Genomic DNA, 26,789 nt, shown 5'->3' on the forward strand with positions numbered 1-26,789 from the left:
CACCTGGTCGACGGTACGGCGCTGGCCGGCGCGCACGGTGCGGCCGGCGAGATCGGCCACGTCGTCGTACGCCCCGGCGGTCCCGCCTGCGGCTGCGGCCAGTTCGGCTGTCTGGAGGCGGTGGCGTCGGCTGCCGCCGTCGGCCGGCACTACACGGAACTGGCCGGGGTACCCGCCACCGCGGCCGACGTGGCCACCCAACTCGGCCGGGACGACCTGGCCGACCGGGTCTGGCGGGAGACCGTCGACGCCCTCGCCGACGGGCTGGTCATCGCGCAGGCCCTCTTCGACGTCGAACGGGTAGTGCTCGGCGGCGGCCTGGCCGAAGCCGGCGAGCGCCTGCTCGAACCGCTACGCGTCGCGCTGCGCCAACGGCTCACCTTCCACCGCGAACCGCAACTGGTGACCGCGGCCCTCGGCGACGAGGCCGGTTGCCTCGGTGCCGCGCTACTCGCCCTGGACGCCCTGCCCGCCACCGACGCAGTGCCGGCCCTAGACAACGTGGAGGCCCCATGACGGAACGGATCAGCGGCCGGGTGGTGACCCCGACCGGCATCGTCCAGCAGGGTTGCGTGGAGATCAACGGCGACCGGATCACCGCCGTCGCCGAGTACCCCTCCATCCGCGACGGCCACTGGATCGTGCCGGGATTCGTCGACATCCACACCCACGGCGGCGGCGGACACACCTTCACCACCGGCGACGCCGACGCAGCCCGCAGTGCCGCCGGGTTCCACCTCGCCCACGGCACCACCACCCTGCTGGCCAGCCTGGTCAGCTCGCCGTACGAGCTGATGCACGAGGCCACTGCGGCGTTCGTACCGCTGGTCGAAGAGGGGGTGCTGGCCGGAATCCACTACGAGGGGCCGTACCTGTCGACGGTGCGTTGCGGTGCCCAGAACCCGGACTTCCTGCGGGATCCGTCCCTCGACGAACTGTCCGCCCTGATCACGCTCGGCAAGGGCGCGGTACGCATGGTCACCATCGCACCGGAGCGGGCCGGTGCCCTGGACGCGATCCGGCTACTGACCGGGCAGGGCGTGGTCGCTGCGGTCGGGCACACCGACGCGACGTACGACCAGACCCGCGCCGCCATCACCGCCGGCGCGACCGTCGGCACCCACCTCTTCAACGGCATGCGTACGCCGCACCACCGTGAGCCCGGCCCGGTGTACGCCCTGCTCAACGCCCCCGGCGTGGTGTGTGAACTGGTCGCCGACGGGATACACCTGCACGACGGCACGCTGAACCTCGCGGTGTCGGCCGCCGGGCCCGAACGGTCCGCCCTGATCACCGACGCCATGGCCGCCGCCGGCATGCCCGACGGCGAGTACGAACTCGGTGGTCAGGCGGTCCTGGTCGCCGACGGGGTGGCCCGGTTGGCCCGCGACGGGGCGATCGCCGGCAGCACCCTGACCATGGACGCCGCGTTCCGCCGGGCGGTCGGGGCCGGGGTGTCCATCCCCGACGCGGTCCGGATGACCTCCCTCACCCCGGCCCGGGCGGTCGGGCTCGCCGACCGGGTGGGCGCGCTGGTCCCCGGCTGCCGGGCCGACCTGGTGGTACTCGACGACGACCTGAACGTCGTCAGGGTGATGCAAGCCGGTGCCTGGGTCTGAGTGGCCAGCATGATCCTCACCGTCACCCCGGGCGGCCCGGCATGATCCTCACCGTCACCCTGAACGCCGCCCTCGACGTCACCTACCGGGTCGACGCGCTGGAACCGGGAGCCGTACACCGGATCGCCGGCATCACGGAACGGGCCGGCGGCAAGGGCGTCAACGTCGCCCGAATTCTGCACGCCCTCGGCGAGCAGGTACTGGCCACCGGCCTGACCGGCGGTGCGACCGGCACCCGGTTACGCGATCTGCTGGCGGCCGACGGCGTACCCGAGGCGTTCATGCCGATCAGCGGAGAATCCCGACGTACGGTCGTGGTCAGCGCCGACGACGGGGCGACAACCGGATTCTGGGAACCCGGGCCGCCCGTCACCAGTGACGAATGGCAGGGCTTCCTGGCGCGCTACCGTGCGCTGCTGGCCGGTGTCGAGGTGGTGGCGCTGTGCGGCTCGCTGCCACCCGGGGTGCCGGTGGACGCGTACGCCACGCTGATCGGGTACGCCCGTACGGCCGGGGTGGCGACCGTACTGGACGCCGACGGCGACCCGCTGCGGTACGGCGTACCGGCCGGGCCGGATGTGGTGAAGCCGAACGCCGCCGAACTGTCCGGCCTGCACAGCAGCCTCCTCGGCCGGCGGGTGACGGTCGGGAACCTGGACGAGGCGTTGGCCGCCGCCAACGCGACCCGGAAACTCGGGGCGGCCTCGGTGGTGGCCAGCCTCGGCCGGGCCGGGCTGCTGGCGGTGACCGGTGACGGCGTCTGGCACGCCCGCACCTCCGAGCAGTTGGCCGGTAACCCGACCGGGGCCGGTGACGCCTGCGTGGCCGCGCTCGCCCGGGGCCGGCTGACCGGGGGACGCCCCTGGCCGGATCAGTTACGTGACGCGGTGGCGCTGGGCGGTGCCAGCGTACGGTCCCCGGTCGCCGGGGAGGTCTGCCCGACCGACCACCAACGGCTGCGGGCGGCCGTGACGATCGAGGAGATGTCCTGATGCCACTCGTCGAGACCGGCTCCATCGTCGCCGAGGCCGCCCTCGACCGGGTTGCCGCCGCCGCCTTCAACGTCATCACGTTGGAGCACGCCGAGGCGATCGTCGCGGGGGCCGAACGGGTCGGTCAGCCGGTCATCCTCCAGATCAGCGAGAACGCGGTCCGGTTCCATCACGGACGACTCGGCCCGATCGCCGCAGCGGCCCGGGCGGTGGCGGGCCAGGCGGCCGTGCCGGTGGCCCTGCACCTGGACCACGTCGAGTCGGTCGACCTGCTGCACCAGGCACCCGAGCACGGGTTCAGCTCGGTGATGGTCGACGCCTCGGCCCTGCCGTACGCGGACAACGTCGCCGCGACCGCGGCAGCCGTACGCTTCGGACGGGACCACGGGCTGTGGGTGGAGAGCGAACTGGGCACCGTCGGGGGCAAGGACGGGGCCGCGCCACTGTCCCCGCACGCCCCGGGTGCCCGTACCGACCCGGCGGAGGCAGCCGCCTACGTGGCGGAGACCGGGGTGGACGCGCTGGCCGTGGCGGTCGGCTCCTCGCACGCCCGGCTGCACCGTGACGCGGTGCTCAACCACCAACTGATCGCCGCCCTGGCCGCCCAGGTCAAGGTGCCGCTCGTGTTGCACGGTTCGTCGGGTGTGCCCGACGAGGAGCTGCGCCGGGCGGTCGCCGGCGGCCTGGTCAAGGTCAACATCGGTACGGCGCTGAACATCGCGTTCACGGGCACGGTCACCGAGGCGCTGGTCGGCACGGGTTCACCCCCGGTCGACCCACGCAAGTACCTGGCCCCGGCCCGGGCGGCGATGGCCGACACCGTCGCGCACTTCCTGACCGTGCTGGGCCGTCCGGGTCCTGCCGTCCCGTCGGATCCGGCCTGATCACGTGTGCTGCCGGGTGACCCGGCGCCGTACGACGTACCAGGCCGCACCCAGGGCGAGCACACCGAACCCGGCCAGCACGCTGGTGGTGGGCAGGTTCACCGCCAGCAGCAGGCAACCCACCAGGCCGAGGACGGCCAGGGCCCGGACCGGCAGCCGTCGACCCGGGTCACGGCCCAGGGTGAGCGCGGCGGCGTTCGTGATCGCGTAGTAGACCAGGACCGTGACGCTGGAGAAGCCGATCGCGCTACGCAGGTCACCGAGGGTCACCAGGACGACGACCACGACCGCCACCGCCACCTCGGCCCGGTGCGGTACCCGTCGACGCGGATGTACGGCGGCCAGCCCGCCGGGCAGGTCGTGCCGCCGGGCCATCGCCAGCACGGTCCGACCGACCCCGGCCACCAGCGACAGCAGCACGCCGGTCACCGCGATCACCGCACCCACCCGGACCAGCCACGCCAGTCCCGGCAACCCGGCCGAAGTGACCACCTCGGCCAGCGGGGCGGGTGCGCCGGCCAGTCGGTCCGGCCCCAGCACGGCCAGCGCCACGACCGCGACGACCAGGTAGATCAGCAGCACCAGGCCGAGCGCCAGCGGCACCGCCCGGGGGATCGTCCGCTCCGGGTCGCGTACCTCCTCACCCAACGTGGCGATCCGGGCGTACCCGGCGAAGGCGAAGAAGATCAGCCCGGCTGCGGTGAGGACGCCACGGGTGTCCGTACCTCCGAAGCCGCCGATCCGTGACAGGTCGGATCCGCCGCTCAGGCTACCGACGACGGCGACCGTGCCGAGTGCCAGGAGGGTGACCGTGACCAGCACCCGGGTCGCCCGTGCGGTCTTGCCGATCCCACCCAGGTTGACTGCGGTGACCGCCACGACGGCCAGCACCGCGACCGGCCGGGCGTACGCCGGCCAGAGGTATTCGCCGATGGTGAAGGCCATCGCGGCGCAACTGGCCGTCTTGCCCACGATGAATCCCCAGCCGGCGACGAATCCCGCGAAGTCGCCGAGCCGCTCCCGGCCGTAGACGTAGCTGCCGCCGGATTCGGGGTAGCGGGCGGCCAACCGGGCCGAACTGGTGGCGTTGCAGAACGCGACGAATCCGGCCAGGGCGAGCGCGATCAGCAGTCCCGGTCCCCCGGCGGCAGCCGCCGCCGGGGCGAAGACCACGAAGACACCGGCGCCGAGCATCGAGCCGAGCCCGATGACCACCGCATCGGGTACGCCGAGTCGGCGGGCCAGTCGTTGCACGTACCGAGACTAGGGGGTGGAGGTGAACACTCCGGGACGGTTGAGTGCCATCGGCAGGGCCGGCAGTGGTACGTCGTCCCACGGCACCCGGGACAGCAGCCGGTCCAGGAACAACCCCAGCAGCAGCCCGGCAACCGAGTCGGTCAGCCAGTGGTGGCCGAGGTAGGTGGTGGTGCAGAAGACAATCACCGGGGGCAGGATCCGCATCGCGCGGTACAGCGTCGGTGAGATGTCCGGCCGGCCGAGCGTACGCAGCAGCGCGGCCAGCAGCAGGGCGATCACTCCGTACCAGACGACCGTGTTGGCGACGTGTCCCGACGGGTAGGACATGTCGTACTCGGCTGGCGGCAGGGTGGCGAAGATCTGCACCGACTCCTCCGGGGGCAGCTTCGACGACGGTGCCGCCCGATCGGTCCACACCTTCGCCGGGCCGATGGTGAGATAGGTAAACACGAATGCGGTTGCCGGGACGAACAGCGGCCGGACCGAGCGGGTTCGCCAACCGACCAGGACCGCCAACCCGATCGAGATCAGCGTCAACGGTCCGCCCTGACCGAGGTAGTTCAGCACGAGGGCGACTACGTTGGCGATGTCGGGACGGTGTCCGTTCACCCAGTCCCGTACCGCCAGGTCGGTGTCGACCAGCAGACCGTTGGCCAGCGCGAGGGTCATCGCCACGAGCACGGCCACCAGCAGCCCGTCGAACCACCAGCCGGACGGCCAGACCGGTCGGAGGCGTACCCGATTCCGCAGCGTCGTGGTCTCTCGCACGCGACCACGCTACCGCTGTGGGCGGGCCTCGCCGCACACCTGCACCTCACCCACGCAAGATCTCCACACGTCACGTCGGTTGGCCGGAACGACGATGACGGTGGTGGCGATGTGTGCCCAGACACGGCGACGAGCGCTCGGTGGCATGAGCCGGCATGCTTGTTTGCGTGCGCATCACATCGGCCCTCGTTGACCCAGCGCTACTCGACCTGCCGTGGTCGACACCGCTGGAGGAGTGGCCTGCCGACCATCTGGTCGCCCTCCCACAGGGCATATCCCGGCATATCGTCCGATTTGTACGGCTAGCTGGCACGGTGTACGCCGTCAAGGAGACCGGTGAGCGCGTCGCCGAGCGGGAGTACGACCTGCTGCGCGCACTCGAACGCATCGACTTCCCGTCGGTCGAGGCGGTGGCCATCGTCGCCGACCGGCACACCCCCGATGGCGAACCGCTCGACCCGGTGCTGATCACCCGACACCTTCAGTTCTCGTTGCCGTACCGGGCGCTGTTCTCCAACACCCTTCGTCCGGAGACGATGAGTCGGCTCCTCGACGCACTGGCCGCGCTGCTGGTCCGGATGCACCTGACCGGCTTCTTCTGGGGCGACTGCTCGCTGTCCAACACCCTGTTCCGCCGGGACGCCGGAGCGTTCGCCGCCTACCTGGTGGACGCCGAGACCGGGGCCCTGCACCGGCAGCTCTCCAACGGCCAACGCGGCGAGGATCTGGAGATCGCCCGGGTCAACATCTTCGGCGAGGCGCTCGACCTACAGGCCGCCGGACTGCTGCACGAGTCGATCGACCCGGAACTGGTCTGCGAGGAGGTGGTACGACGCTACGAGGGACTGTGGCACGAGATCACCTATGAGCAGCAGATCGAGCGGGAGGCCCGGCACGACATCGAGGGCCGCATCCGTCGACTCAACGAACTCGGCTTCGACGTCGCCGAGGTCGCCATGTCCATGATGGACGGCGGTCGGTACCTGGTCCGCCCCAAGGTGGTCGACGCCGGCTACCACTGCCGCCGGCTGCTCCGCCTGACCGGCCTCGACGCCGAGGAGAACCAGGCCCGGCGACTACTCAACGACCTGGACACGTACCGGGCGGAGAGCGACCTCACCGACGAGCAGCAGGCCGCCCACCGCTGGTTGACCGAGGTCTTCGAGCCGGTGGTCCGGGCCGTGCCGGCGCACCTGCGCGGCAAGCTGGAGCCGGCGGAGCTGTTCGCGCAGGTCATCGAGCACCGCTGGCGGCTGTCCGAGCAGGCCGGGCGGGACGTCGGGCTGGCCCCGGCCGTTCAGTCGTTCCTGTCCGACGTGCTCGTGCACCGCCCCGACGAGCAGGCCGTCCTCGGCGTCGAAGTGCCGGCGATGCAGCACTAGCCGACCCGTTCCATGGGGTACGGAAGACCTTTCGGGTTCGAGCGACCCGCCTGTCCAGATCGACCGGGACGGCTGAGCGGACTGGTGGTCAGCGGTCCAGCGGTGATTCGTCCAGTTCTCCGGTCCCCCTCGACTGGACCGGTAGGGCCGTTGCCGGGCTTGCCTGCTTCAGCAGCCAACTCAACCCGGCCCGACGGGCCACCACGGTCAGCCGGTCACCGGCTCCGATCCGTTCTCCCCCGTTCGGAGACCAGGTCGGTCGGGTCTGCCCAGCCGGGGTGACCGCGATGACGCGTACGCCCTGGGGTTGGCTCACCTCGCTCAGCTGGCTGCCGGCCAGCGGCGACCCGGGTGCGACCGGCACCTCGGCGACCAGCAGGGCGTGCCGGTCCACCGGGATGGTCGCGATCACCGCCCGGTTCTGCAGTGCGGCGGCGAACGACGGCGCGGCCAGGTAGGAGACGCTGCGCGAGGTGCCGATGTTGAACGCCTTCTGGATCCGGGCGGCGAAGTCACCGTCGAACAGGCGCAGCACCACCCGTAGATCGCTGTTGACCGCCCGCCCGTTGAGGGCCGCCTGGAGATTGGCCACATCGTCGGTGGAGACCACCACCAGGGCGTGACAGGTTGCCACCGAGGCAGCCTGGAGGGTCTCCTCCCGCCCGGCGTCGCCGACGATCAGCGGGATGTTCAGCCGCTGGGCCCGGGCCGCGCCCCGGGCGGCGGGATCCTTGTCGATCGCCACCACCTCGACGCCGAGATCGTGGAGCTGCCCCATCACCCGGGTGCCGACGTTCCCCAGGCCAACCACGATCACATGTCCCTCGCGGCGGGCCTGCAACCGGCCGGCGTCCAACGTCAGCCGGGCGTTGACCATCCCGTCCACGACTGCCGCGGTGATCAGTGGGATCAGCGCCAGCCCGGCGAGGTTCAACACCACCTGCATGACCTGCGCCGCAGTGGGCTTGTTCACGTCGGGATCGGCACCGCTGATCGTGGTCACCAGGGTCAGGTAGAGCCCCTCCCACACGTTGACGTGCTCGGCGGGGGCCAGCAACGCGCCGAAGAGCACGACGGCACCGACCACCACGATCGTCGCTATGCCGATCTTGCGGGTGGCGAACGAGCGTACGGCCCGGAGGAAGACGATGAACGGTCGTCGCCGCCGACGCTGCATGTTCCGCCGACTGATCCGTCGGGCAGCCAACTCGGTGCCGGTGGGCTGTCCGACCGCCTCGGCCAACACGAGGTCGTCCTGCTCCTCGTCCTCCGGCAGGACCCGGGGGTTGTTGGCGTCGCGGGTGTCGGCCAACCCACACACCACGTGCTCCGGCCGTACGTCGGCCCGCCGGGCAACGTACAGGGTCCGGCCGCCGTGCCGGAAGTACGTCGGGGCCACCTCACCGAGCGCCGCCGCCACGAAGGCGGGAGCGGCCATCGAGGCGTCGGAAAGCACCACGCAGTCGGGAAAGAGTTGGCGGATGCCGTACCCGAGATTCGTGTTGAACATCCGCATCACCAGGCGCAGGCGCGGCTCGACCTCCTGCGCGCACAGCGCGGCGTGGATGTTCCCCACGTCGTCCTGGTGCAGCAGGGCGAGACCGCTGGCACCGGTCAGGCCGGCAGCCTGGAACGTCTCCTCGTCCAGCCGGTCAGCCTTTATCACGCGGATGCCCCGGATCGTACGAGGATCGGGCCCGTCCGTGCGCCGTCGATGCGGCACGATGACGGTCACCCGTACCGAGCCCGACTGCATCTCGTCGCCGAGCAGTGTGTTCACCAGGTGGAAGGCCAGGGCGTCCTGTCCACAGACGACATAATGTGGACGGGGATCGCCGTTGGCGCGCAGACCATCGCGCAGCCTCATCTCGACCGCACGTCGAGCACGGTTACGCCAGGGGTCCGCCATGCCCGGATCGTATTCGTTGCGATCATCCTCGCGCAGCCCTCGATCATGAGTTCCATGGTCAGCAGGCGTGCCGGACCAGCTCGTCCGCGACGACCGGGCCCGGCTCGACAGCTGCCCGAAATCCGGCGGTCGACCGGCGATCAACGGTAGAAACGTAGGATGCAGACATTTCTGCCGTACCCGGACTTCCTACGCAGCGCCCGGCACCTGGACCAGCGGCGACTGGGCAAGCAGCGGGTCGAGACGTTGCAGATACTGCGCGGCCTGACCTGGCCCGGTTACGGCTGGCGTCACCACCCGGCGGTGAAGATGTGGGCCGGCTACGAAGAGGCCCTGGTCCGGTACGGGCTGGACGTCTGCTCGGTGTGGACCGAGACCGGCCGGGCCGACACCTGTGCCAACACCCTGCTCACCGACCTCGCGGCAGCCTGTGGCATCACGACCGTACGCACCCAGACGGAACTGGCCTCCGCTGGCGACCTGCCCCCCTGGCTCGGGCGGGACGATCTGCACCTGAGCCACCGGGTGTCCCTGCTCAACAAGGATCCCGACTTCTACCGGCCGCTCTTCGGCGACCTGCCGGGCGACGTCCCGTACGTCTGGCCCGCCTCGGACCGACCACCCACCTGTCCGCCCGCAGCGTAGGCTGCGCCCCTTTCCCTCGGCATCCGTATGGGAACGGGCCCTTCCTGACGCTGGGGCGCACTGAACCGGGCCGTCGTCGATCTGAAATACGTTGCCCACCCGCCGTTGATCGATCTACCGTACGCATACAAGGTCACCTAACCGACCGGGGAGTGAATCATGTTGTGGCACGCGTGGAGCGAATCGACACGGTCAATACCGTGTGATCGCGACTCGCTGTCCCAGCCGCACCCGGCCGCCGACTGCCCCACCGTCGATCAGGGCAACAACCTGCACCAGCGACGCGAGTAGCAGCTCCGCCCACGCGGAGCCACCCATTCGTCAGTCGAATCGGGTGGCTCATTCGTACCTGCCAACCGTCCATTCGCACCTGCCGACCGAGCGATTCAGCTGGCAGGCGGGAACACCATTCGACCCGTACGACTCACGACTTGGAGGGAGGGCCCGATGACCGCCGTACTCGTTATCAACGCCGATCTCGGCCCACTGCATCGGGTCAGCGTCAAGCACGCGATCCGGATGCTGTGCCGCCGGGTCGCCGAAATTCACGAGGCGGAGCCGGACCGGCACATCGGGGTCTTCCCGATGCCCCGCGTCGTCCGACTCGTGCGGTACCTGGTCACCCGCTGGCGGTTCTCCTCGGGACCGGCCTGGTCCCGCTCCGGCGTACTGACCCGCGACGAACGCCGGTGCGGCTACTGCGCCGAGCCGGCAACCACGGTCGACCACGTCCTGCCCCGCTCGCGCGGCGGCCGGAACACCTGGCAGAACACGGTCGCGGCCTGCTACTCCTGCAACCAGGACAAGGGTGACCGCACCCCGGCCGAGGCGGGCATGCCGCTGCGGTACGCCGAACCGGTGGTCCCCAGCTGGGCGGCACTCGCCCGGCGCTGATGAACCCTGAGCCGGCCGGCGGGAACGGGGGGCCCGCCGGCCATCCAGGCCACCCCAACCCGCTGACCCGTCCGACCGGTTGATCCCGCACCACGCCCCGATAGCTCAGTGGAGAGAGCGCCTGGCTACGAACCAGGAGGCCGCAGGTTCGAGTCCTGCTCGGGGCACCCGTGATACACGTTGCCCGAAGCCAGCCGTCGATCTGCTGCCGAACCTCCAACTCCTCGGCGGCGTGCCTAACGTCGAAAAGCAGGCAAAGCTGCCCGCCGCGTGGCTGGCACATGCTTTCGCTACCGATGCAGAGCGCCAAACGTATGTCGTCGACAACGATCTCCAAGACCTGTCGCCCGACCTGAGCGACTTTCTGACGTTCTTCGAGAAGCGCAAGCAACGCATGCGGGAGCGGCTAACCACTCTGCTCGGGGTTGTCTGAAGACCGGAGACGTGGCGTCAATGCCTGTGGAACCGTCAACCGCACAGGCCACAGCGGTACCCCATCTTCAAGTGGCAGCTACCGAGCGCCACGCAACGGTGACCCGACCACGGTGACGCCATCCGGTTCACTAGGCTGGATGTCTTCCGCCACTCGGCGGGGACCAGGTGCCGCGAGCGCTGACATGGCAGGAGGCGTAAAGCGATGCAGGACGGCCGGTGGACGACGGTGACGCCATCGCAGTTCGACCACGAGCGGACTGCGTTGGAACACATCCGCCGGCACCTGCCCGACGCCGAGCCGTACCGGGCATGGTCGAACTTCACCTTCACTGCCGACACCGGGCACGTCTACGAGGTGGACCTGCTGGTGGCCACCCGTAGTGGCCTCTATCTGGTCGAGATCAAGAGCCTGCACGGACGGTTGACCAACAGCGGGCCGAACTGGATCGCCAGCAACCAGGAATCGGTACGGACCTTCGACAACCCGCTACACCTGGCCGACCTCAAGGCAAAGCGGCTCCGCTCGCTACTTGACCGCCAGGCCACCAGGCAGCGGTCTCAGGTGAAGATCCCATTCATCCAGGGTGCGGTCTTCCTGTCGGTGCCGAACCTCCAGGTACAACTCGACGAACATCAGCTCCACTGGGTGTACGGGCCGGAGCCGACACCGGGCCAGAATGCACGACTGCTTCCAGGAATCTGGTCCGGACTACTCGGCGCGTTGCCCCGTGACGAACGGCGTCAGGTATCACCGGAGCTGTCGAAGGCGCTGCCCAAGTTACTCAAGGAGGTGGGCATCGCGCGGAGCCGCCGGTATGAACAGGTCGGCTCCTGGAAGCTCGACGCCAAGCCGTTCGACGTTGGGCCGACCTGGCAGGACCATCTTGCGCATCATGCCCAGTTCGCCCACGAACACCGCCGGGTCCGGATCTATCTGTTGGAACGGAACTCCGCCAAAGTGGAGCGGGCCAGCATCCAGCGGGCTGCCCGGCGGGAGATGGTCGCTCTGCACGGGATCAGCCACCCGGGCATCGTGCAGGTCGACACCATGGAGCCGCATGAGGGCGGGCCAGCGTTGATCTTCCGCCATGATCGACGGGCGATGCGGCTCGATCATTTCATGGCCCAGTACGGCGAGCGGCTCGACGTCGGCACGCGGATCGGGATGGTCCGGCAACTGGTGGAGGCGATCGGTTACGCCCACGGCCGCCGTCTCTACCATCGCAGTCTCTCCGCCCGAGGCATCCTGGTCACGCCAGGCTCACAGCGCCGAGGCGAGCCGGAGGAGGCTGCCTGGTTGCGTCCGCAGCTCCAGATCAGCGACTGGCAGACCGCGGCCCGCGGTCCGGACTCGGTCGGTGGGAGCGCGGATGCGCTGCGTATCTCACCGTCATCCCGGTTCGGCCCGCATCTGGAACGCTCCGCAGAGGTGTACCTCGCGCCGGAGTTAAGCACGCCGTCACCGGATCCGGTGGCATTGGACGTCTTCGGCCTCGGCACCCTCGCCTATCTGCTGCTGTCCGGCCAGCCGCCGGCGGCCACCAGAGCAGAGTTGCTGGCCCGGTTGGCCAAGGAGGACGGCCTTCGGCCATCGTCGATAGTCGACTCGGTTTCCGAGTTCATGGACGAGTTGGTGCAGGCGGCCACCACGCCCGTACCTGCGCGTCGCCTCTCCTCTGTGGCCGAACTGTTGGAGATGCTCCAACTGGTCGAGGAGGAGTTCACCGCGCCGCCGGCCGTCGTCGAGGAGCAGATCGACGTCCTCGAGGCGAAAATCGGGGACGTGGTCGCCGACTGGCAGATCCGCAAGAAGCTCGGCACCGGTTCGACCTCCCGAGCCTTCCTCGCCCAGAACACGCGTACCGGGGCCCTGGAGGTGCTGAAGGTCGCCCTCTCCGACGAGAAGGCGTCCCGGTTGGCGCACGAGGCCCAGGTGCTGCGCAGCCTCCACAAGGACTCGCGGGTCATCCGGCTGGCTCGGGAGGAGCCGATCGAGGTTCCGCCCCGAACGATGATCGTGCTTGAGCACGCCGGGGAGGTCACGCTCGCCCGCAAGCTCCGTGAGGACGGCCGGCTCACCATCGACGAGTTGGAGACCTATTCCGACTACCTGTTCGGCGCGATCGACCACCTCCAGGGTGAGGGAATCTTCCATCGGGACATCAAACCGGACAACATCGCCATCCGGATCCGGCCGAACCGTACCCGCCAGCTTGTCCTGTTCGACTTTTCGCTGGCTGCGCTACCGGTCGACGAGATCGAGGCAGGCACCCCCCGATACCTCGATCCGTTCCTCGGCACCCTGGCCCGCCCTACCTACGACGAGCACGCCGAGCGCTACGCGGTCGCGGTGACCCTGCACGAGATGGCGTCCGGTGAGGTTCCGGTCTGGGGAGACGATCTCACCAATCCGCTGCACACCGAGGGCCCACCGGTGTTGGCGGCCGAGGCGTTCGACCCGGCCATCCGCAGTGCCCTCGTCGGTTTCTTCCATCGGGCGCTGCACCGCGAGGCAGCGCAGCGGCACGGTTCGCTCAAGGAGATGCGCGACGCCTGGCAGCAGGTGTTCCGCCAGTCCGACCGGGCCGCGCCGGTCGGGTCGCTGCACCCGGACGACGAGGTGGAGACCACCGCAGCGGACCGGGACGAGGCAGCGGGCCGGGCGACCCGGGCGACCGTACTCGAAGCATCCGGTCTCACCCCCCGTGCGGTCTCGGCTGCGCACCGGCTCGAAGCGACCACCGTCGGGGATCTACTCGGCCTGGGTTCCAAGCAGTTGTTCACCCTGCCGGGCCTCGGTGCGAAGACGCGGGGCGAGCTACAGCAACGGCTACGGGACTGGCGCGCGCGGCTCGGTGAGCAGGAATCCTCCCCCCTGACGGCACAGGAACGGACCGAGGCGAAGGCCGAGATCTCTGCCGAGTTGTCACGGGCCGAGGCAGAGGTCGGCCCTCGTAAGGATTCTGCGGCGGACCTCGCCCGGGTCGGGCTCGATGCGGTCACTGCCTTCCTGGTGCCGCCACTGCATCCGACGAACCGAAACCAGAAGCAGGTGGAGGCGGTACGGCTGTTGCTCGGCCTGCCGGATGAGGCGGGCCACCTGTCGGACCTGCCGCCATGGCCACTGCAGACGCAGGTAGCGAAGAAGGTCGAGGTTACCGCCGGCCGGGTGGCCCAGTTCCTGATGGCCGAGCGAAAGCGCTGGTACGGCGAACCGGTGCTGGCCAGCGTACGCGCGGAGCTGATCACGCTGCTCAGCGAGAGCGGCCGGGTGATGGAGATGACCGAGCTGGCAACGGCACTACTGATGCGGCGGGGCTCGGCAAAGGACGCCGAGCCGGTGCGGCAGGCGGTGGCGTTGGCGGCGGTTCGGGCAGCGGTCGAGATCGATCCGCTGTCACCCGAACCGAGGTTCGCCGTACGACGGCACGGCGATCCAACCCCCAACAGCGCGAACCGGGACCGCCTACTGATCGCCCTCGAGGTGGCGACCGACGAGTCCCCGGACACGCCGTCGGCTCCCGCTCTGCTGGATCTTGCCGACGCGCTCGGCAAGGCGGCGGACCGGTTGGCCGGATTGGAGGTGCTGCCGAGCCCGGCGACGGTACTGCGGGAGTTGGCCGCCGTGGTCGGCGATATCGACGACGGCGAGTTCCGGCTGGACGACCGACGAATGGTGCAACTGGCGGCGGTGGCCTCGGCGCGGGCTGCGGCATCACCCCGGTTGGAGATCTACCCGCGCGACCTCGACCCGGTACGGGCGTTGCGGTTGACCCAGGCCGGGCTGGTCCCGCCGTCGGTCAGTGACCGGCCCGCCGAGCTGCGCCAGGACCAGGTGCAGGAGCGGGTCCGGGCCCGGTTCCCCGAGTTGCCGCCGCTGCCGGACCATCCGAGGCTGGACCATCTGCTGGCCGAGGCCGGATTCCCGTTGATCTTCCGTGGTGGTTCGTACCACGCCCGGCCGGGGATCGGGTCGTCGACCAGGATGTCATCTTTCCACCGCCGTTCGACCGCCACCGGGATGACCATGTGGAACGCGGCCTCGCCAGAGCTCGCCGCCGCGTTCCGGGCCGAACAGCAGCTTGCCCAGACCGCCAAGGACGGCGGATTCCGCGCTCTGACGATCCGTACGGACCGATACGAGCAGGCCGCCAACGAGCTGACCAACCGGCTGGAGGCCCGGCAGTACAACCTGGCGGGCAGATTCCTGGCGCAGATGCGCGCCCTGGTCGAGGCCCGTCCGAAGCCGACCTGGGAAACGGTGCTGGCCGCTGACGCAGCCGACCCGAATTCCCGTGACGCCTTGAAGTTCGCCGAGTTCACCGCCCGCACCTGGCATCAGCTGCGACCGGAACTGCTGGCCCTGCCGGATCGCCGCACGCCGCTATTGCTCTTCGACGCTGCGCTGCTGGCCCGCTATCGGGCCATGGAGCTGCTGGAGGAGTTGGCCGACGTGGCCCGGGGCGGTGCCGGTGCCGTGTGGCTGCTCTGCCCGATGGAGGACCCAGGTCAGCTCCCCCGGCTCGACCATCTCGTGGTGCCCGTGGCCGAAGACGAATGGATCATGCTGCCGGACGCCTGGGCCGCCAACGAGCATCGCCGAGACGACCGGGCTCAGTGAGACAACCGGGCCCGGTGAGGCGATGCCATGACCGTCAGGTGTCGATCGTGCCGTTTTCACGGCCCAACTCCCACGCCAACTCCGCCCCGATCTCCTGGATGAACTCGCGTTCCAACCCGGCAAGGGTTGCGGTGCGCTCCTGGATGAATTCGTTCCGGTCGTCGGCTACGAGTCGGGCCAGGGCAACGGGTGGGATTGCATGGCTCACCACCACCGTACGTAGCCGTCGCGGCGGCAGATCGAGCAGGGCTTCGCGTACGGAGACACCGGGCGGGGTGGGCATAATAATCCGGTTGGCCACGCTGGAGGCGCTGGGCACACCGGTCACGATCCGCCGGTAGGCGGCCGGACCCGATCTGGCCAGCAGTTCGATCAGCTCGATCGGCTCACCGTCCAGGCCGTAGCGGTGGCCGAAGTGCCCCAACTCCCAGAGCAGGAATGCGCGTACCCGGCCGTCCTCGGTGTCGAACCGGTCCGGCAGCGGCTGGGCGTACAGGCCCTGAAGGTTCAGGTGTGCCCGATCGGTGGCGAACGCCCGCATGTAATGCAGGGCACGACGGACCTGGAACCCGTTACCGCCGACGAAGACCGTCGACCACGACGTGCTCCAGAACCAGCGGACCAGTGCTCGTAACTGTGCCCCGTCCGGATCGGGCTGATGATGGAAGAACACCGCCAGCAGCATGATCTGCTGCGGGTACGGGACCAGCCAGGCCAGCGGCACCCCGACCTCGTACCGCAGGAACCGGACCGCCCGGTGCAGGGCGATCTCGGCCTGTTTGACGATGCCGTCGAGGTCCCCACTCATCCGGTCGGCGAGCGCGGTCCAGCGGGCCCCCTGCACGTCGTCCTCACCCGTCACGGCCACGATGGTCTGGAACACCGGCTCGGACCCGATGTCACCGAATCCGCTGTCCCCGATGCTCTCCCGGATCGCGGTGATCCGGTCGGTGAGCGTCTCCTCCGTCTCGGCGCGATAGGTCAACGCGGAGACCATCTGATCCGGGCTGATCTGTCGACCACCGCTGTTGACCCGGGAGAACGCTTCGACCGCGTGCGGCAGATCACCGCCGAGCAGCCGCACCACCGGAATCTTGTACGACTTGATCCGCTGGGCGAACTGTTCGGCTTCATCGACCAGCGCGTCACAGTCGTCGGCGGTGCTCGGGTCGCGGGCGAGGCGTCGGGCGTACGTCAGAAAGTCCATGGTGCGCAGCACCGCCTGCATCGGTAGCAGGTTGGCCGGTGGGGCGCTCCTACCGGAATGTTGGAAGCGCAGTTCCCGGGGATCGGTGGTACCGAGCATCCGGTAGATCCACCAGTGCCGGTCCCGGCTTCCCGTGGATGGCTCGGGGCGGTGGATCAGGGCGCCGAACAGGGTGGAGAGTCGCTGATGCCCGTCGAGGAGGTAGGCGATGGACCCGTCCGGCGCGGGCGGGATGTCGATGCCGGCGACCTGGTCCAGGCTGGGCAGTTGCAGGCTGGTCTCCCAGACCAGGAGGCTGCCGATCGGATATCCGCGCTCGATGCTGTCGAACAGGTCGAGCATCTGGTCGGGTCGCCAGACATAGGGACGCTGGAACCGGGGCACGCGCAGCCGGCCGGACCGAACCTCGTCAAGTAACTGCTCCAGCAGCAGCACTTCCGGCTTCACATTGAACTCTTCGACCTGCACAGCCATCCGTTCCCCCTGCTTCCGCTGGTGTGCCGCCGGCCAACGTACGGTCAGATTTTGCCGGCAATGGTCGCCAGCAGCATGCGCAACTCGGCCACAACCCCGTCGCCAAGCTGTGCGAAGTCGTGCTCGGTCAGCCCGTCCCGGCCGGCGTGCATCCGCTCCAGGAGATCCGTTCCGAACCCCGTGTGCAGCCCTGCCCGTAGTTTTCCGTCGAGGCCGTGAAACAAACTCCGCTGCGCGGGCAGTACGGCCGGTGGGTCGCCCGCCTTGCGGAAGCCGTGCTTCATGTCGTAGTGGTCACGCTGTTCCGGCGTCAGCTGCTTGAGCAGCCTGAGCCGTTGGGATGCTTCGCCAAGACGCCCGACACGGGCCAGCACCCGGTACGGAACATAGTTCTCCGCCTCCCGCCGATCGAGTACGTGCACCGCGACATCGATGCTGGCAAGCGCATCGGCCTTGTCGTGGCTGCCGGTCCGCTGTCGGGGGATGAGCCGGTCGCTGTCAAGGACGGCAACCACCCGCACCACCCGGCGAAAGCGGGTGGCAGCCTCCTTGGCCACCTTGAGCAGGCTGCTACCCCCACCGTTCGCGATTTCGATCCAGTGCTGGTTGATCGCGATGCGAATCCGTTTGTCGCCGAGCACATGCGCGATGGTCTTCAGGAAGTAGCCGTCGGACTCCTGGTTCTCGACGACGACCACGGCCGCCTGGCAGAGGTCGGCGGCGAAGTCGGCAAGGTCGGCCCGAGGCACCCGTACGACATCGGAGGCCTGGCTGGTGCCGGTCCAGGCCTGGGCGACGGCCGCATCCTGGGCCAACGCGACGTAGGTGTCGGCGAGCTGCGGCAGATGCTTCGGTAGGAACTCCTGCACCGCGTAGACGACGTTGGGGTCCGTCACCCAGTCGTGCCGCTGCTCGCTGAAGCAGCGGAGCAGGTTGTACAGATGGTGCAGGTCTTCCGGACGGTACGGGCCGGTGGTGTCGTCGGTGTCACTGAAGATCTCCGGAGCCAGCTCAACGCGCACGGGCGTCCCGCTTCCGCCACTGGGCTTGCGCCAGCGCCTGGGTTTCCTTGTAGTCCTCGGAGAACACCCCGGTCGGCCAGTAGTCGAGGTTGCCGTCCTGGTCGATGTGGATGCGTCGCGCCTGGGCCGAACCGTCAGTCTGTTCCACGAAGTAGACCGCCACGGTGTCCGGGTCCAGCCCTTCGGCTATCCGCCGCCGCAGCCGCAGCAGGAACGTCTCGCTGTGCGTCTCGATCAGAAACCGCACCCGGGTGGCCTCCACCGCCGCCAGGTAGAGGTCGGCGAGGTCGGCGTGCGCGGCCGGATGCAGGTGCAGCTCCGGCTGTTCGATGATCTCCAGGACGGGCGTCTCGGGTGGACTGACCAGGTCGATCGCCCGCTGCACGAAGATCGGCAGCGTCTGCGCCACACCGGTGCCCGCGTCAGCAAGGTTGATCGCGTAGTCACTGCCGGTGGCCGAACGCAGTACCACCGACCACACCTCACCCCGGCTGACCAGGTCCAGTTTCCAACCGGGCAGAAGTTCGGCGAGACCCGCGTTGACCTGTCGGATCAACTCGCCCTGCCGGCCGGCGGTGTCGCTGGCGAGGATAGCCGCCGCGTTGACGCCGGTGTTGCCCAGTTCTTTCGGCATCCGCGCCGGCAGCAGGTAGCGCCGTTGCGGCTGCTCCCGAAACGGCCCGAAGTAGCGTACGGCCGGAAAGCTCTGCCGAAAGGCATCGACCTCAGCCAGCAGGACACTCGACACGTCCTCCGGCAATACGGCGTTCCGCCATAACAGGTCGGGCTCGGCGGGCAGCAGCCCGTGGAACGAGATCGGCAGTTCGCTCCATCCCTGTTCGCCCAACTGGACGCGATAGCGTGGGGTTTCAGCCGGATCGTTCAGCTCCCATTGCAGCCGGGCTATCCGGACTTCGGACTCGAACAGTTCCAGTTCGGACACGACCTGTGTGTCGTACCGGTCACGGTTGATGTTCTGCACGACGGCCCGCAGTCGGCTCGGAAACCCTTGCGTTTCAACGGCGAGGTGGATTTCGATCCTGCCGTGCGCCCGGCGGCCGTGGATCAAGTCGACGAACGAGCCGACCAGACCTTCACCCAGCTTGTCCAGGTCCAGCGGGGTCGGCGCGTCGGTGTGGATGCCGGAGTCGAACAGCACCGGGGCACGCACGAGCGCGCTCTTGCCGGAGTTGTTCCGCCCGAGCACGACGGTCACCGGACGTAGTTCGATGTCCTGTCGTTGGGCGAAGCAGCGATAGTTGTCGAGGGCCATGTGGACCAGAGACATGGCTCACACCTTAGCCCTGTGATCGATTGACTGCGCACCGCCATCGGGGCCGGCAGGAATCCACCACTCTGGGACACTGAATGCGGCCGGACGGCTCCGAAACGCGACGGCAACAACCCGGTACGGTGGGGCGGTTCGATGGCTGCGGAGCGCAAGGGGTGGGCGGATCGTGATCGATCGTCGGTTGCTGCTGAAGGACCTCCAAGGCCAGGTCAGGAAACTGGAACAGGACCTGATCGAGCAGATCGGCGACTCCGGCGAACACTACGAAAAGCTCCGGCCCGAATACGATCGAGCGTTCAAGCTGAAGCGTACGGCGGCGACCTGGTCGGCTTGGCGCGATGAGCGCGCCACCCAGACGGCGGTGGCCTGGGTGCTGGGTTCGGTGTTCGTGCGGTTCTGCGAGGACAACGGGCTGTTCGATGCCACGTGCTATCTGACCGGTCCGGAGAAGGACCGGGCGGTGCTGGCCGAGGAGTCGCAGGACGACTACTTCCGCCGCCACCCCGAGCGGACCGACCGGGACTGGCTGCTTGCGGCGTTCGAGCACATCGGCGAGACGCAGGCGGGACGGCTGCTGTTCGACAAGGAACACAACCCGGCCTACCGGATTCCGATCAGCCACGACGCGGCCAAGGCTCTGATCACCTTCTGGCGTCGCCGGGACGCTGCCGGAACGCTGGTGCACGACTTCACCGACCCGGAGTGGGACACCCGGTTCCTCGGCGACCTCTACCAGGACCTGTCCGAGTCGGCGCGGAAGACGTACGCGCTACTACAGACGCCGGAGTTCGTGGAGGAGTTCATCCTCGAACTCACCCTGAAGCCCGCAATCAACGAGTTCGGCCACGAGACGATCAAGACGATCGACCCGACCTGCGGCTCCGGCCACTTCCTGCTCGGCATCTTCCGCCGGCTGATGGCGGAGTGGAAGGAACAGGACCCGGAGCGGGACCGGCACGAGATGGTCCGGCTCGCCCTGGAGTCGGTGCACGGCGTGGACCTCAACCCGTTCGCGGTCGCCATCGCCCGTTTCCGCCTGCTGCTGGCGGCCATGCGGGAGGCGAATTTCACCACCTTCCAGCAAATCCGCCAGTACGCCTTCCCAATCCAAATCGCCATCGGCGACTCGCTCATCAAGAACCGTCAGGGCACCCTCTTCGACGATGTCGACGAACTGAGCCAGTTCAGATACGCCACCGAAGATCTGGATAACTATCCGGAGTTGCTATCCGAAGGCTACTACCACGTAGTGGTCGGCAATCCGCCGTACGTCACACCGAAGGACAAGCAACTCAACGAGCTTTACCGAGCGCTCTACAAGGACGTATGCTCCGGCAAGTACGCCCTTTCGGTCCCATTCGCCATGCGGTTCTTTGACTTAGCCAAACGCCCAGAGGCAGATGGTCGCGGCTCCGGTCATGTCGGCCAGATCACCGCCAACTCGTTCATGAAGCGCGAGTTCGGTCGAAAGCTCATAACGCACTATTTCGCGCACGAAATCGACCTAACCCACGTCATCGACACCTCCGGCGCTTACATCCCCGGCCACGGCACACCGACAGTTATCCTCGTAGGCCGCCAACGCAAGACCAACCGCGCTGACACTATTCGGGCGATCATGAGTGTCCGAGGTGAGCCAGAAGAGCCCACCGACCCAGCAAATGGCAAGGTTTGGCAAGCGATCAAGACGCAATACGACGAGGCTGACTCAGAAAGCGAGTGGATATCAGTTGCCAACCTCCCTCGACAACAACTTGCCGCGTTCCCCTGGAGCCTTTCAGGCGGAGGCGCCGTCGACCTTGCCGCCTCTCTCATCAAAGAAAAGAAAGTCTTAAGAGGTTTCGCACGTCGCCTTGGCGTTCTTGGCATGACAAACGCTGACGACATTATGCTTGCCCCCAGTCGAGCATGGAACCGAAGAGGCACTGACCTAAGACTCAATCGACGACTGACGGTTGGCGACGAACTGAGGGACTGGATTTACCACGAAGGGAATTGGGCGTACTTCCCATACACACCCGAGTTTCGGCTCATTCCCCTCGAAGTTGATGACGCGTACCACAAGTGGCTATGGCCATATCGAACAACCCTCGGCAATCGAGCTACTTTCGGAAAAAGTACATACTTCCACGAGAACCGCCCATGGCACGAGTGGCACCAGATTACTCGTGACACTGCCGCACACGACTGGACCATCACTTACGCTGAAGTAGCAACGCACAACCACTTCAGCCTAGACCGAAGCAGCAAGCTATTCAAGCAAACAGCACCCGTAATTAAATTGCCGGAAATGGCGACAGAGGACGATCATTTGCAACTGATGGGAGTCCTGAATAGCTCGACTGCCTGTTTTTGGTTGAAGCAGGTTAGCCACGACAAGGGCATCCGGGGCGAGGGTGGGGGATTCACTAGCGACGACTGGGAACGGTTTTACCAGTTCAACGCAACGAAGTTGCAGGAATTTCCGCTGCCGAAGGCGTACCCGTTGGAGTTGGCTCGGGAACTGGACACGGCGGCGCAGCGCCTGACGGCGGTGAGCCCGGCGGCGGTCGCGAGTGAAGCGGTGCCGACGCGAGAGCGCCTGTCCGCTGCCCAGCGCGAGTGGGAGTCAACCCGGGCGCGGATGATCGCGCTCCAGGAGGAACTGGACTGGCAGGTCTACCACCAGTACGGACTGTTGTCGGAGGAACTGACCGCACCAGCGGAGTCGGTGCCTGAGTTGAAGCTCGGTGAGCGTGCCTTCGAAATCGTGCTGGCCCGCAAGGTGGCGGCCGGCAGGGCTGAGACGCAATGGTTCGCTCGGCACGGGTCTACGCCGATCACCGAACTGCCGGACCACTGGTCGGCAGAGTACCGAGCGATGGTCGAGAAGCGGATCAAGGTTATCGAGCAGAACCGGTACCTGGCGTTGATCGAGCGCCCAGAGTGTAAGCGCCGGTGGTCCACCGAAGGCTGGGACCGGATGCTCGACCGGGCGCTACGGGACTGGCTACTCGACCGGTGCGAGGCGCGTGACCTGTGGTTTGCCCCGGACGAGAACGGCGTCTCCCAGCCGCGTCCACTGTCGATCGCCCAGTTGGCTGATGAACTGCGGCGCGACGCGGATTTCGTGGCGGTGGCCAACCTCTACGACTCGGGACAGGAACTATCAGTCCTACTGGCCGAGCTGATCGAGCCCGAGCATGTGCCCTACCTGGCGGCGCTGCGCTACAACGACGCCGGACTGGAAAAGCGGGCCGGCTGGGAGCATGTCTGGGACCTGCAACGGCAGGAGGACGCGGCCCCCGATGAGCCAGCCAAGCGACTCATCCGCAAGGACATTCCGTTGCCGGACAAGTACAAGCCGACCGACTTCCGAAAGAACAGCTTCTGGGGCAACCGGGGCAAGCTCGATGTGCCGAAGGAGCGGTTCATCTCGTATCCGCACGCGGGCCGCGACAACGACCCGTCCCTGCTGATCGGCTGGGCCGGTTGGGATCACCACGAGCAGGCTCAGGCGTTGGCCGTGCTCATCGTGCAACGAGACGAGCAGGCCGGCTGGTCGGCTGAGAAACTGACGCCGCTGCTGGCTGGGCTGCGGGAAGTCATGCCATGGGTAAGGCAGTGGCACGGTGAGTTCGATCCGATGATCGGTGACTCGCCGGCCGCCGTCTATGACGGCTTCCTCGCCGAGCGCCTCGGCGCCTACGGTCTCACTGAGGGCGATCTAGCCGCTTGGCGGCCCCCTGCCGCAACCCGGGGCCGGCGACGATCCTGATGCATGACAACACCCACCTTCCGCTAATCAGCCGACATGCCAGACACGAGATCTTTACACATGAAGCAAAGTCAGACAGGATTTACGCACATCAATTACCGTCACTCTAAGTAAGCTGACTGTTACACTTTTCTCCCGAGTCGACCTCTGGAGGAGTCGATGAAAATTCGCTTTCTAGCCACATCGAGCAACTCTGGATCTTGCCCAACCCTCTACGAGACCGACACCGGCGACATTGTGGTCCAAGGTTCCGAACTGACGGACCCAGAAGCACTCTCACAGCTCCGCGACGTGCTACCAGGCGAGAAGTTTGTTGTTGTACCACGGTCGCTCATGTCATGGTTCGAGGGCAAAGAGTAGCGAATGTCAAAGATCATCAGCGATCCTGGCGCGTTCCAGAAGCTCTTCGCTGATTTCGAGCATGTCGCCTTCAAGCTCGAGGTGCGGCGAGCCTACGGGCTGCCATCCGAGGATATTCCTTTCCAGCAGTTTCTCAACGGCCAGGACCCTGGCGTCGCCTGGCTCCAGAACTGGCTTGATCTGATGGAGTCGCAGACTTCGACTGGAAAGCGGGTGGAACGCGTCCGGGTCGTCGATGATCCCCCCAGCGACTATCTCCGTTTTGAAATCTTCGTAACCCCGCACAACCTGGCCGCCGGTGAGGATATCCGCTACCTCGATCGCGACCAGGCAAGAAGACTCAACCTACCGAATCACGACTTCTGGCTGTTCGATTCGCGCACACTTGCCGTCCTGCATTTCGACAGCGACAACGTCTTCCTCGGTTTCGAGACGATCGACGCCGTCGAAGAGATCCTCCGGCACTGCTACTGGCGGGACGTTGCCTGGACCCACGCCCGCAGCTTCTCGGACTACCGCCCGTAGCTTCCTCCACCAAGCCAGGTGAGGCAGGTCAACGTATGAGCAGCTCAGTCTGGAGCGGTGATCTCATCCGGCTCCGGGCGATCGAGCCCAGCGATGACAGCTACTACGAAACCTTCACCGAGCACAGTGAGGATGCCCGGTCGGTGTTCCGGGTCGAGCCGCCACGGTCAGCTGCACAGCGCCAGCATGAACTCAAGAACCTAACCAACCAGGCGACCGGGAGCGACTGTTTCGCGCTGGCCATCGAACGGGTCGATACGCCGGGGATGATCGGAGCAATCTCCACGGCCCGCGCCGATCCGCGTAGTGGGAGTTTCAGCTACGGCCTCGCCATCGCCCGGGACCAGCGTCGTCGCGGTTATGCAATGGAAGCCGCACGCATCCTACTGTCCTACATGTTCACCGAGCGACGCTATCACAAGTGCCTGGTCGAAATTCACTCCACAAATGTCGCCTCAATCAAGCTGCACGAACGTCTCGGGTTTGCCGTCGAGGGCCTACTACGGGAACAAGAATATTTCGAGGGAAAATATCAGGACGTGATTCTAATGGGGTTGATCGGTACCGGGTTCCTGGCCATCCCGGAACGACAGGCCTGACCACATGAATCCAAACGCCGCCGACGCGGACAACGACTTCTCTGGTGGGGCCGCGGCCGTCGTCCAAGCTGCACAAATATCCGGAGGCGTACATTTCCGGGTGACTGAGACCCCCTTTCCTCCGCCACGTCAGCTTCCACCCGCGACGAAGGGGTTCATCGACCGCGAGGTGCACATTCGACAGCTTGACTCGCTACTGGATGAGACTGATCTGCGAACGAGTGACGACAGGCTTCCGGTCGTCACCGTATCGACCGTTTCTGGTAGTGCCGGTGTCGGTAAGACCGCCCTCGCCGTGCATTGGGCACATCGGGTCCGCACCCGCTTTCCCGACGGGGACCTCTATATCAATCTTCGGGGATACGATGCGGTGCCCCCGCTGAATCCTCAGGAAGCCCTGGACGGATTTCTGCGGGCGCTGAACGTGCCGCCAGAGAAGATCCCAACAGACCTGCCCGGACGCACTGCTCTCTACCGGTCCATGACCAATGGCCGGCGCATGCTGGTACTGCTCGACAATGCCGCGACCGCAGAGCAGGTTCGCCCCCTTCTGCCTGCCTCACCGAGCTGCATGGCGATCATCACCAGCCGCAACAGGTTGTCTGGTCTGGCGGTACGTGACGGTGCCATCCGGGCAGTACTCGACGTACTGACTGAGGAGGACTCGATTCGGCTGCTACGGGAGACAATCAGCCCGGTGCGCGTCGATACCGAACGGGCAGCCGTCATCCGGCTGGTCGAACTCTGCTCAAATCTTCCGCTGGCCCTGCGGATCGTGGCCGACCGCGCCGTAAGCGACCCGGACGTGAGCCTCGCCGACCTGGTCGAGGAGTTGGAAGAGGAAAGCGGCCGGCTCGACGCGTTGTCCGTGGAGGGCGACGAACTGTCCGCCGTACGGGTGGTCTTCTCCTGGTCCTACCGAGCGCTCCACCCGGAAGCCGCGCGCACCTTCCGGCTGCTGGGGCTGCACCCAGGTGCGGACATCGCGCTGCCCGCAGTGGCGGCGTTGACCGGGTCACCGGTATCGGCTACCCGCCGACATCTGGACTCGCTGGTCGGCCTGCACCTGGTTACCCGCATCGGCGCGCAACGGTATCGGCTGCATGACCTTCTTCGTCTCTACGCCAGTGAGCAAGCGAAGGAAGACGAGTCGCCCGCACAGATCGAGGCCGCGCTGACCCGCATGTTCGACTGGTACCTGACCCGGTCGTACGACAGCTACCGAAGGATCCTTCCGCAGGGCCGCCCGATACCGGGTCTGGACAACGGCACCACCGCTGCCGAACCCTCATTCGGGAGTCTGGAGGAAGCTCTGCGCTGGTGTGAACACGAGCGTCTGAACCTGCTGGACGTGATTCGGTTGGCGCAGGAGACCGACCACTGCGATGTTGCCTGGAAGCTCGCCATCGCCTCGATGGCCTTCTTCGAACGACATTCCTACTGGCGGGCGTGGATCGACAGTCACCTCTCGGCGGTTGAATGCACCCGGCATCTCGGGGACCGATCGGCCGAGGGCTGGGTGTTACTCAGCCTCGGGGACGCCTGGTGGGACCGTGGTCAGATCGATGAGGCACTCCAGTGTTACGTGAACGCGCACGATGCCGCACAGCAGGTGGGTGACCATTGGACGGCGGGCTACGCGATGCGCGGGTGCTGCCTCGCCTATGAGGACTCGGGCAGGTTCGCAGATGCGATCGAGTGTGCCGATAGCGCACTCGGGATCTTCCGGACGATGGGCGAGGATCGAGGCATCGGGCTTTCGTTGATGAGCCTCGGTAACGGTCACCGGAACATGGCCAGGTACGACGAGGCGATCTCGTCCTATCAGCGCGCTATGGAGATCTTCAGGTCTCTGGGTAACCGGTGGAGCGAAGCTCTGGTGGAACTACAGCTTGGCCGAGCCCTGATCCAGGTGCCTGACTACCCCGCAGCACTCGACAGCCTCACCCGCGCCCAGGAGCTGTTCGCCGAGATGAGCGACCAGCGTCACCAGTGCATCGCCCTCGTGCATGCTGGCGATGCGTACGCAGCGAGCGGCGACCGGGACGAGGCACGTCATGCCTGGTCGTCAGCGTTGACCACGCTGATCGAGCTAGACCATCCGCTTGCCAGTGAAGTGCAACGGCGGTTGAAGTCTATCGAGTAGAG

At 67.1% G+C, this 26,789-nt stretch carries 19 protein-coding genes and 1 tRNA gene; 14 read left to right on the forward strand and 6 right to left on the reverse strand.

The window, feature by feature from the left end; translation table 11 throughout:
• The 4 genes from ACFQ4H_RS06325 to ACFQ4H_RS06340 all read left to right on the forward strand — a co-directional run.
• On the forward strand, positions 1–516 hold a 516-nt coding region (locus ACFQ4H_RS06325; protein ID WP_377567964.1), incomplete at its 5' end, for an ROK family protein.
• Complete coding sequence (gene nagA / locus ACFQ4H_RS06330) at positions 513–1,619, forward strand: N-acetylglucosamine-6-phosphate deacetylase (RefSeq protein ID WP_377567966.1); 1,107 nt, start codon at positions 513–515, stop codon at positions 1,617–1,619. The genes ACFQ4H_RS06325 and nagA, both read left to right, overlap by 4 nt.
• A 41-nt stretch (positions 1,620–1,660) precedes the next feature.
• The gene (locus ACFQ4H_RS06335; protein ID WP_377567968.1) at positions 1,661–2,611 is read left to right on the forward strand and encodes a 1-phosphofructokinase family hexose kinase; all 951 of its coding nucleotides are present in this window, start codon (positions 1,661–1,663) and stop codon (positions 2,609–2,611) included.
• Positions 2,611–3,495, forward strand: a complete 885-nt coding sequence (locus tag ACFQ4H_RS06340) for a class II fructose-bisphosphate aldolase (protein WP_377567970.1) — start codon at positions 2,611–2,613, stop codon at positions 3,493–3,495. The genes ACFQ4H_RS06335 and ACFQ4H_RS06340 overlap by 1 nt, the downstream gene beginning before the upstream one ends.
• Here ACFQ4H_RS06340 and ACFQ4H_RS06345 read toward each other — a convergent pair whose 3' ends face one another.
• Together ACFQ4H_RS06345 and ACFQ4H_RS06350 are read right to left on the reverse strand one after the other, a co-directional pair.
• On the reverse strand, positions 3,496–4,749 hold the full coding sequence (locus ACFQ4H_RS06345) for an APC family permease (RefSeq protein WP_377567972.1): 1,254 nt from the start codon (positions 4,747–4,749) through the stop codon (positions 3,496–3,498). It abuts the gene before it with no gap.
• Positions 4,750–4,758: 9 nt separating this feature from the next.
• Positions 4,759–5,520 (reverse strand): phosphatase PAP2 family protein, encoded by a 762-nt coding sequence (locus tag ACFQ4H_RS06350; RefSeq protein WP_377567974.1) that lies wholly within the window; start codon positions 5,518–5,520, stop codon positions 4,759–4,761.
• Between the two features lie 155 nt (positions 5,521–5,675).
• Here ACFQ4H_RS06350 and ACFQ4H_RS06355 point away from each other — a divergent pair, with 155 nt between their 5' ends.
• Positions 5,676–6,902, forward strand: a complete 1,227-nt coding sequence (locus ACFQ4H_RS06355) for a DUF4032 domain-containing protein (protein WP_377567976.1) — start codon at positions 5,676–5,678, stop codon at positions 6,900–6,902.
• A gap of 88 nt (positions 6,903–6,990) precedes the next feature.
• Here ACFQ4H_RS06355 and ACFQ4H_RS06360 read toward each other — a convergent pair whose 3' ends face one another.
• Positions 6,991–8,811: a potassium channel protein gene (locus tag ACFQ4H_RS06360; protein WP_377567978.1), complete on the reverse strand. Its 1,821-nt coding sequence runs from the start codon at positions 8,809–8,811 to the stop codon at positions 6,991–6,993.
• Positions 8,812–8,970: 159 nt separating this feature from the next.
• Here ACFQ4H_RS06360 and ACFQ4H_RS06365 point away from each other — a divergent pair, with 159 nt between their 5' ends.
• The 5 genes from ACFQ4H_RS06365 to pglW all read left to right on the forward strand — a co-directional run bounded on the left by ACFQ4H_RS06365 (position 8,971) and on the right by pglW (position 15,406).
• Positions 8,971–9,456, forward strand: coding sequence for an MSMEG_6728 family protein (locus ACFQ4H_RS06365; RefSeq protein WP_377567980.1), 486 nt, complete (start codon positions 8,971–8,973; stop codon positions 9,454–9,456).
• A 447-nt stretch (positions 9,457–9,903) separates the two neighbouring features.
• Positions 9,904–10,350, forward strand: a complete 447-nt coding sequence (locus ACFQ4H_RS06370) for an HNH endonuclease (protein WP_377567982.1) — start codon at positions 9,904–9,906, stop codon at positions 10,348–10,350.
• A 94-nt stretch (positions 10,351–10,444) separates the two neighbouring features.
• Positions 10,445–10,517, forward strand: a tRNA-Arg gene (locus ACFQ4H_RS06375).
• A 65-nt stretch (positions 10,518–10,582) separates the two neighbouring features.
• Positions 10,583–10,783 carry a hypothetical protein gene (locus ACFQ4H_RS06380; protein ID WP_377567984.1) on the forward strand — a complete coding sequence of 67 codons (201 nt, stop codon included), beginning with the start codon at positions 10,583–10,585 and terminating at the stop codon, positions 10,781–10,783.
• Positions 10,784–10,987: 204 nt separating this feature from the next.
• Entirely contained in the window at positions 10,988–15,406 is a 4,419-nt protein-coding gene (gene pglW / locus ACFQ4H_RS06385; protein WP_377567986.1) for a BREX system serine/threonine kinase PglW, read from the forward strand.
• A gap of 34 nt (positions 15,407–15,440) precedes the next feature.
• Here the strand turns inward: pglW and ACFQ4H_RS06390 are convergent, their stop codons facing one another.
• The 3 genes from ACFQ4H_RS06390 to ACFQ4H_RS06400 are packed head-to-tail and all read right to left on the reverse strand — an operon-like array spanning position 15,441 to position 19,397.
• Positions 15,441–17,087, reverse strand: a complete 1,647-nt coding sequence (locus ACFQ4H_RS06390; protein WP_377567988.1) for a DUF262 domain-containing protein — start codon at positions 17,085–17,087, stop codon at positions 15,441–15,443.
• A gap of 44 nt (positions 17,088–17,131) precedes the next feature.
• Positions 17,132–18,109, reverse strand: coding sequence for a hypothetical protein (locus ACFQ4H_RS06395; protein ID WP_377567990.1), 978 nt, complete (start codon positions 18,107–18,109; stop codon positions 17,132–17,134).
• Positions 18,099–19,397 carry an AAA family ATPase gene (locus ACFQ4H_RS06400; protein ID WP_377567992.1) on the reverse strand — a complete coding sequence of 433 codons (1,299 nt, stop codon included), beginning with the start codon at positions 19,395–19,397 and terminating at the stop codon, positions 18,099–18,101. The genes ACFQ4H_RS06395 and ACFQ4H_RS06400 overlap by 11 nt, the downstream gene beginning before the upstream one ends.
• 169 nt (positions 19,398–19,566) lie before the next feature.
• On the opposite strand from ACFQ4H_RS06400, the gene pglX reads away from it, so the two are divergent.
• The 4 genes from pglX (at position 19,567) to ACFQ4H_RS06420 (ending at position 26,787) form a co-directional block, all read left to right on the forward strand.
• Complete coding sequence (gene pglX / locus ACFQ4H_RS06405; protein ID WP_377567994.1) at positions 19,567–23,157, forward strand: BREX-2 system adenine-specific DNA-methyltransferase PglX; 3,591 nt, start codon at positions 19,567–19,569, stop codon at positions 23,155–23,157.
• Between the two features lie 363 nt (positions 23,158–23,520).
• Complete coding sequence (locus ACFQ4H_RS06410; RefSeq protein ID WP_377567996.1) at positions 23,521–24,042, forward strand: DUF6879 family protein; 522 nt, start codon at positions 23,521–23,523, stop codon at positions 24,040–24,042.
• Positions 24,043–24,077: 35 nt separating this feature from the next.
• Positions 24,078–24,641, forward strand: coding sequence for a GNAT family N-acetyltransferase (locus ACFQ4H_RS06415; protein ID WP_377567998.1), 564 nt, complete (start codon positions 24,078–24,080; stop codon positions 24,639–24,641).
• Positions 24,642–24,645: 4 nt separating this feature from the next.
• The gene (locus tag ACFQ4H_RS06420) at positions 24,646–26,787 is read left to right on the forward strand and encodes an ATP-binding protein (protein ID WP_377568000.1); all 2,142 of its coding nucleotides are present in this window, start codon (positions 24,646–24,648) and stop codon (positions 26,785–26,787) included.
• Positions 26,788–26,789: the final 2 nt, after the last annotated feature.

The organism is Micromonospora sonneratiae (assembly GCF_042679305.1).
GTDB lineage: Bacteria > Actinomycetota > Actinomycetes > Mycobacteriales > Micromonosporaceae > Micromonospora_H > Micromonospora_H sonneratiae.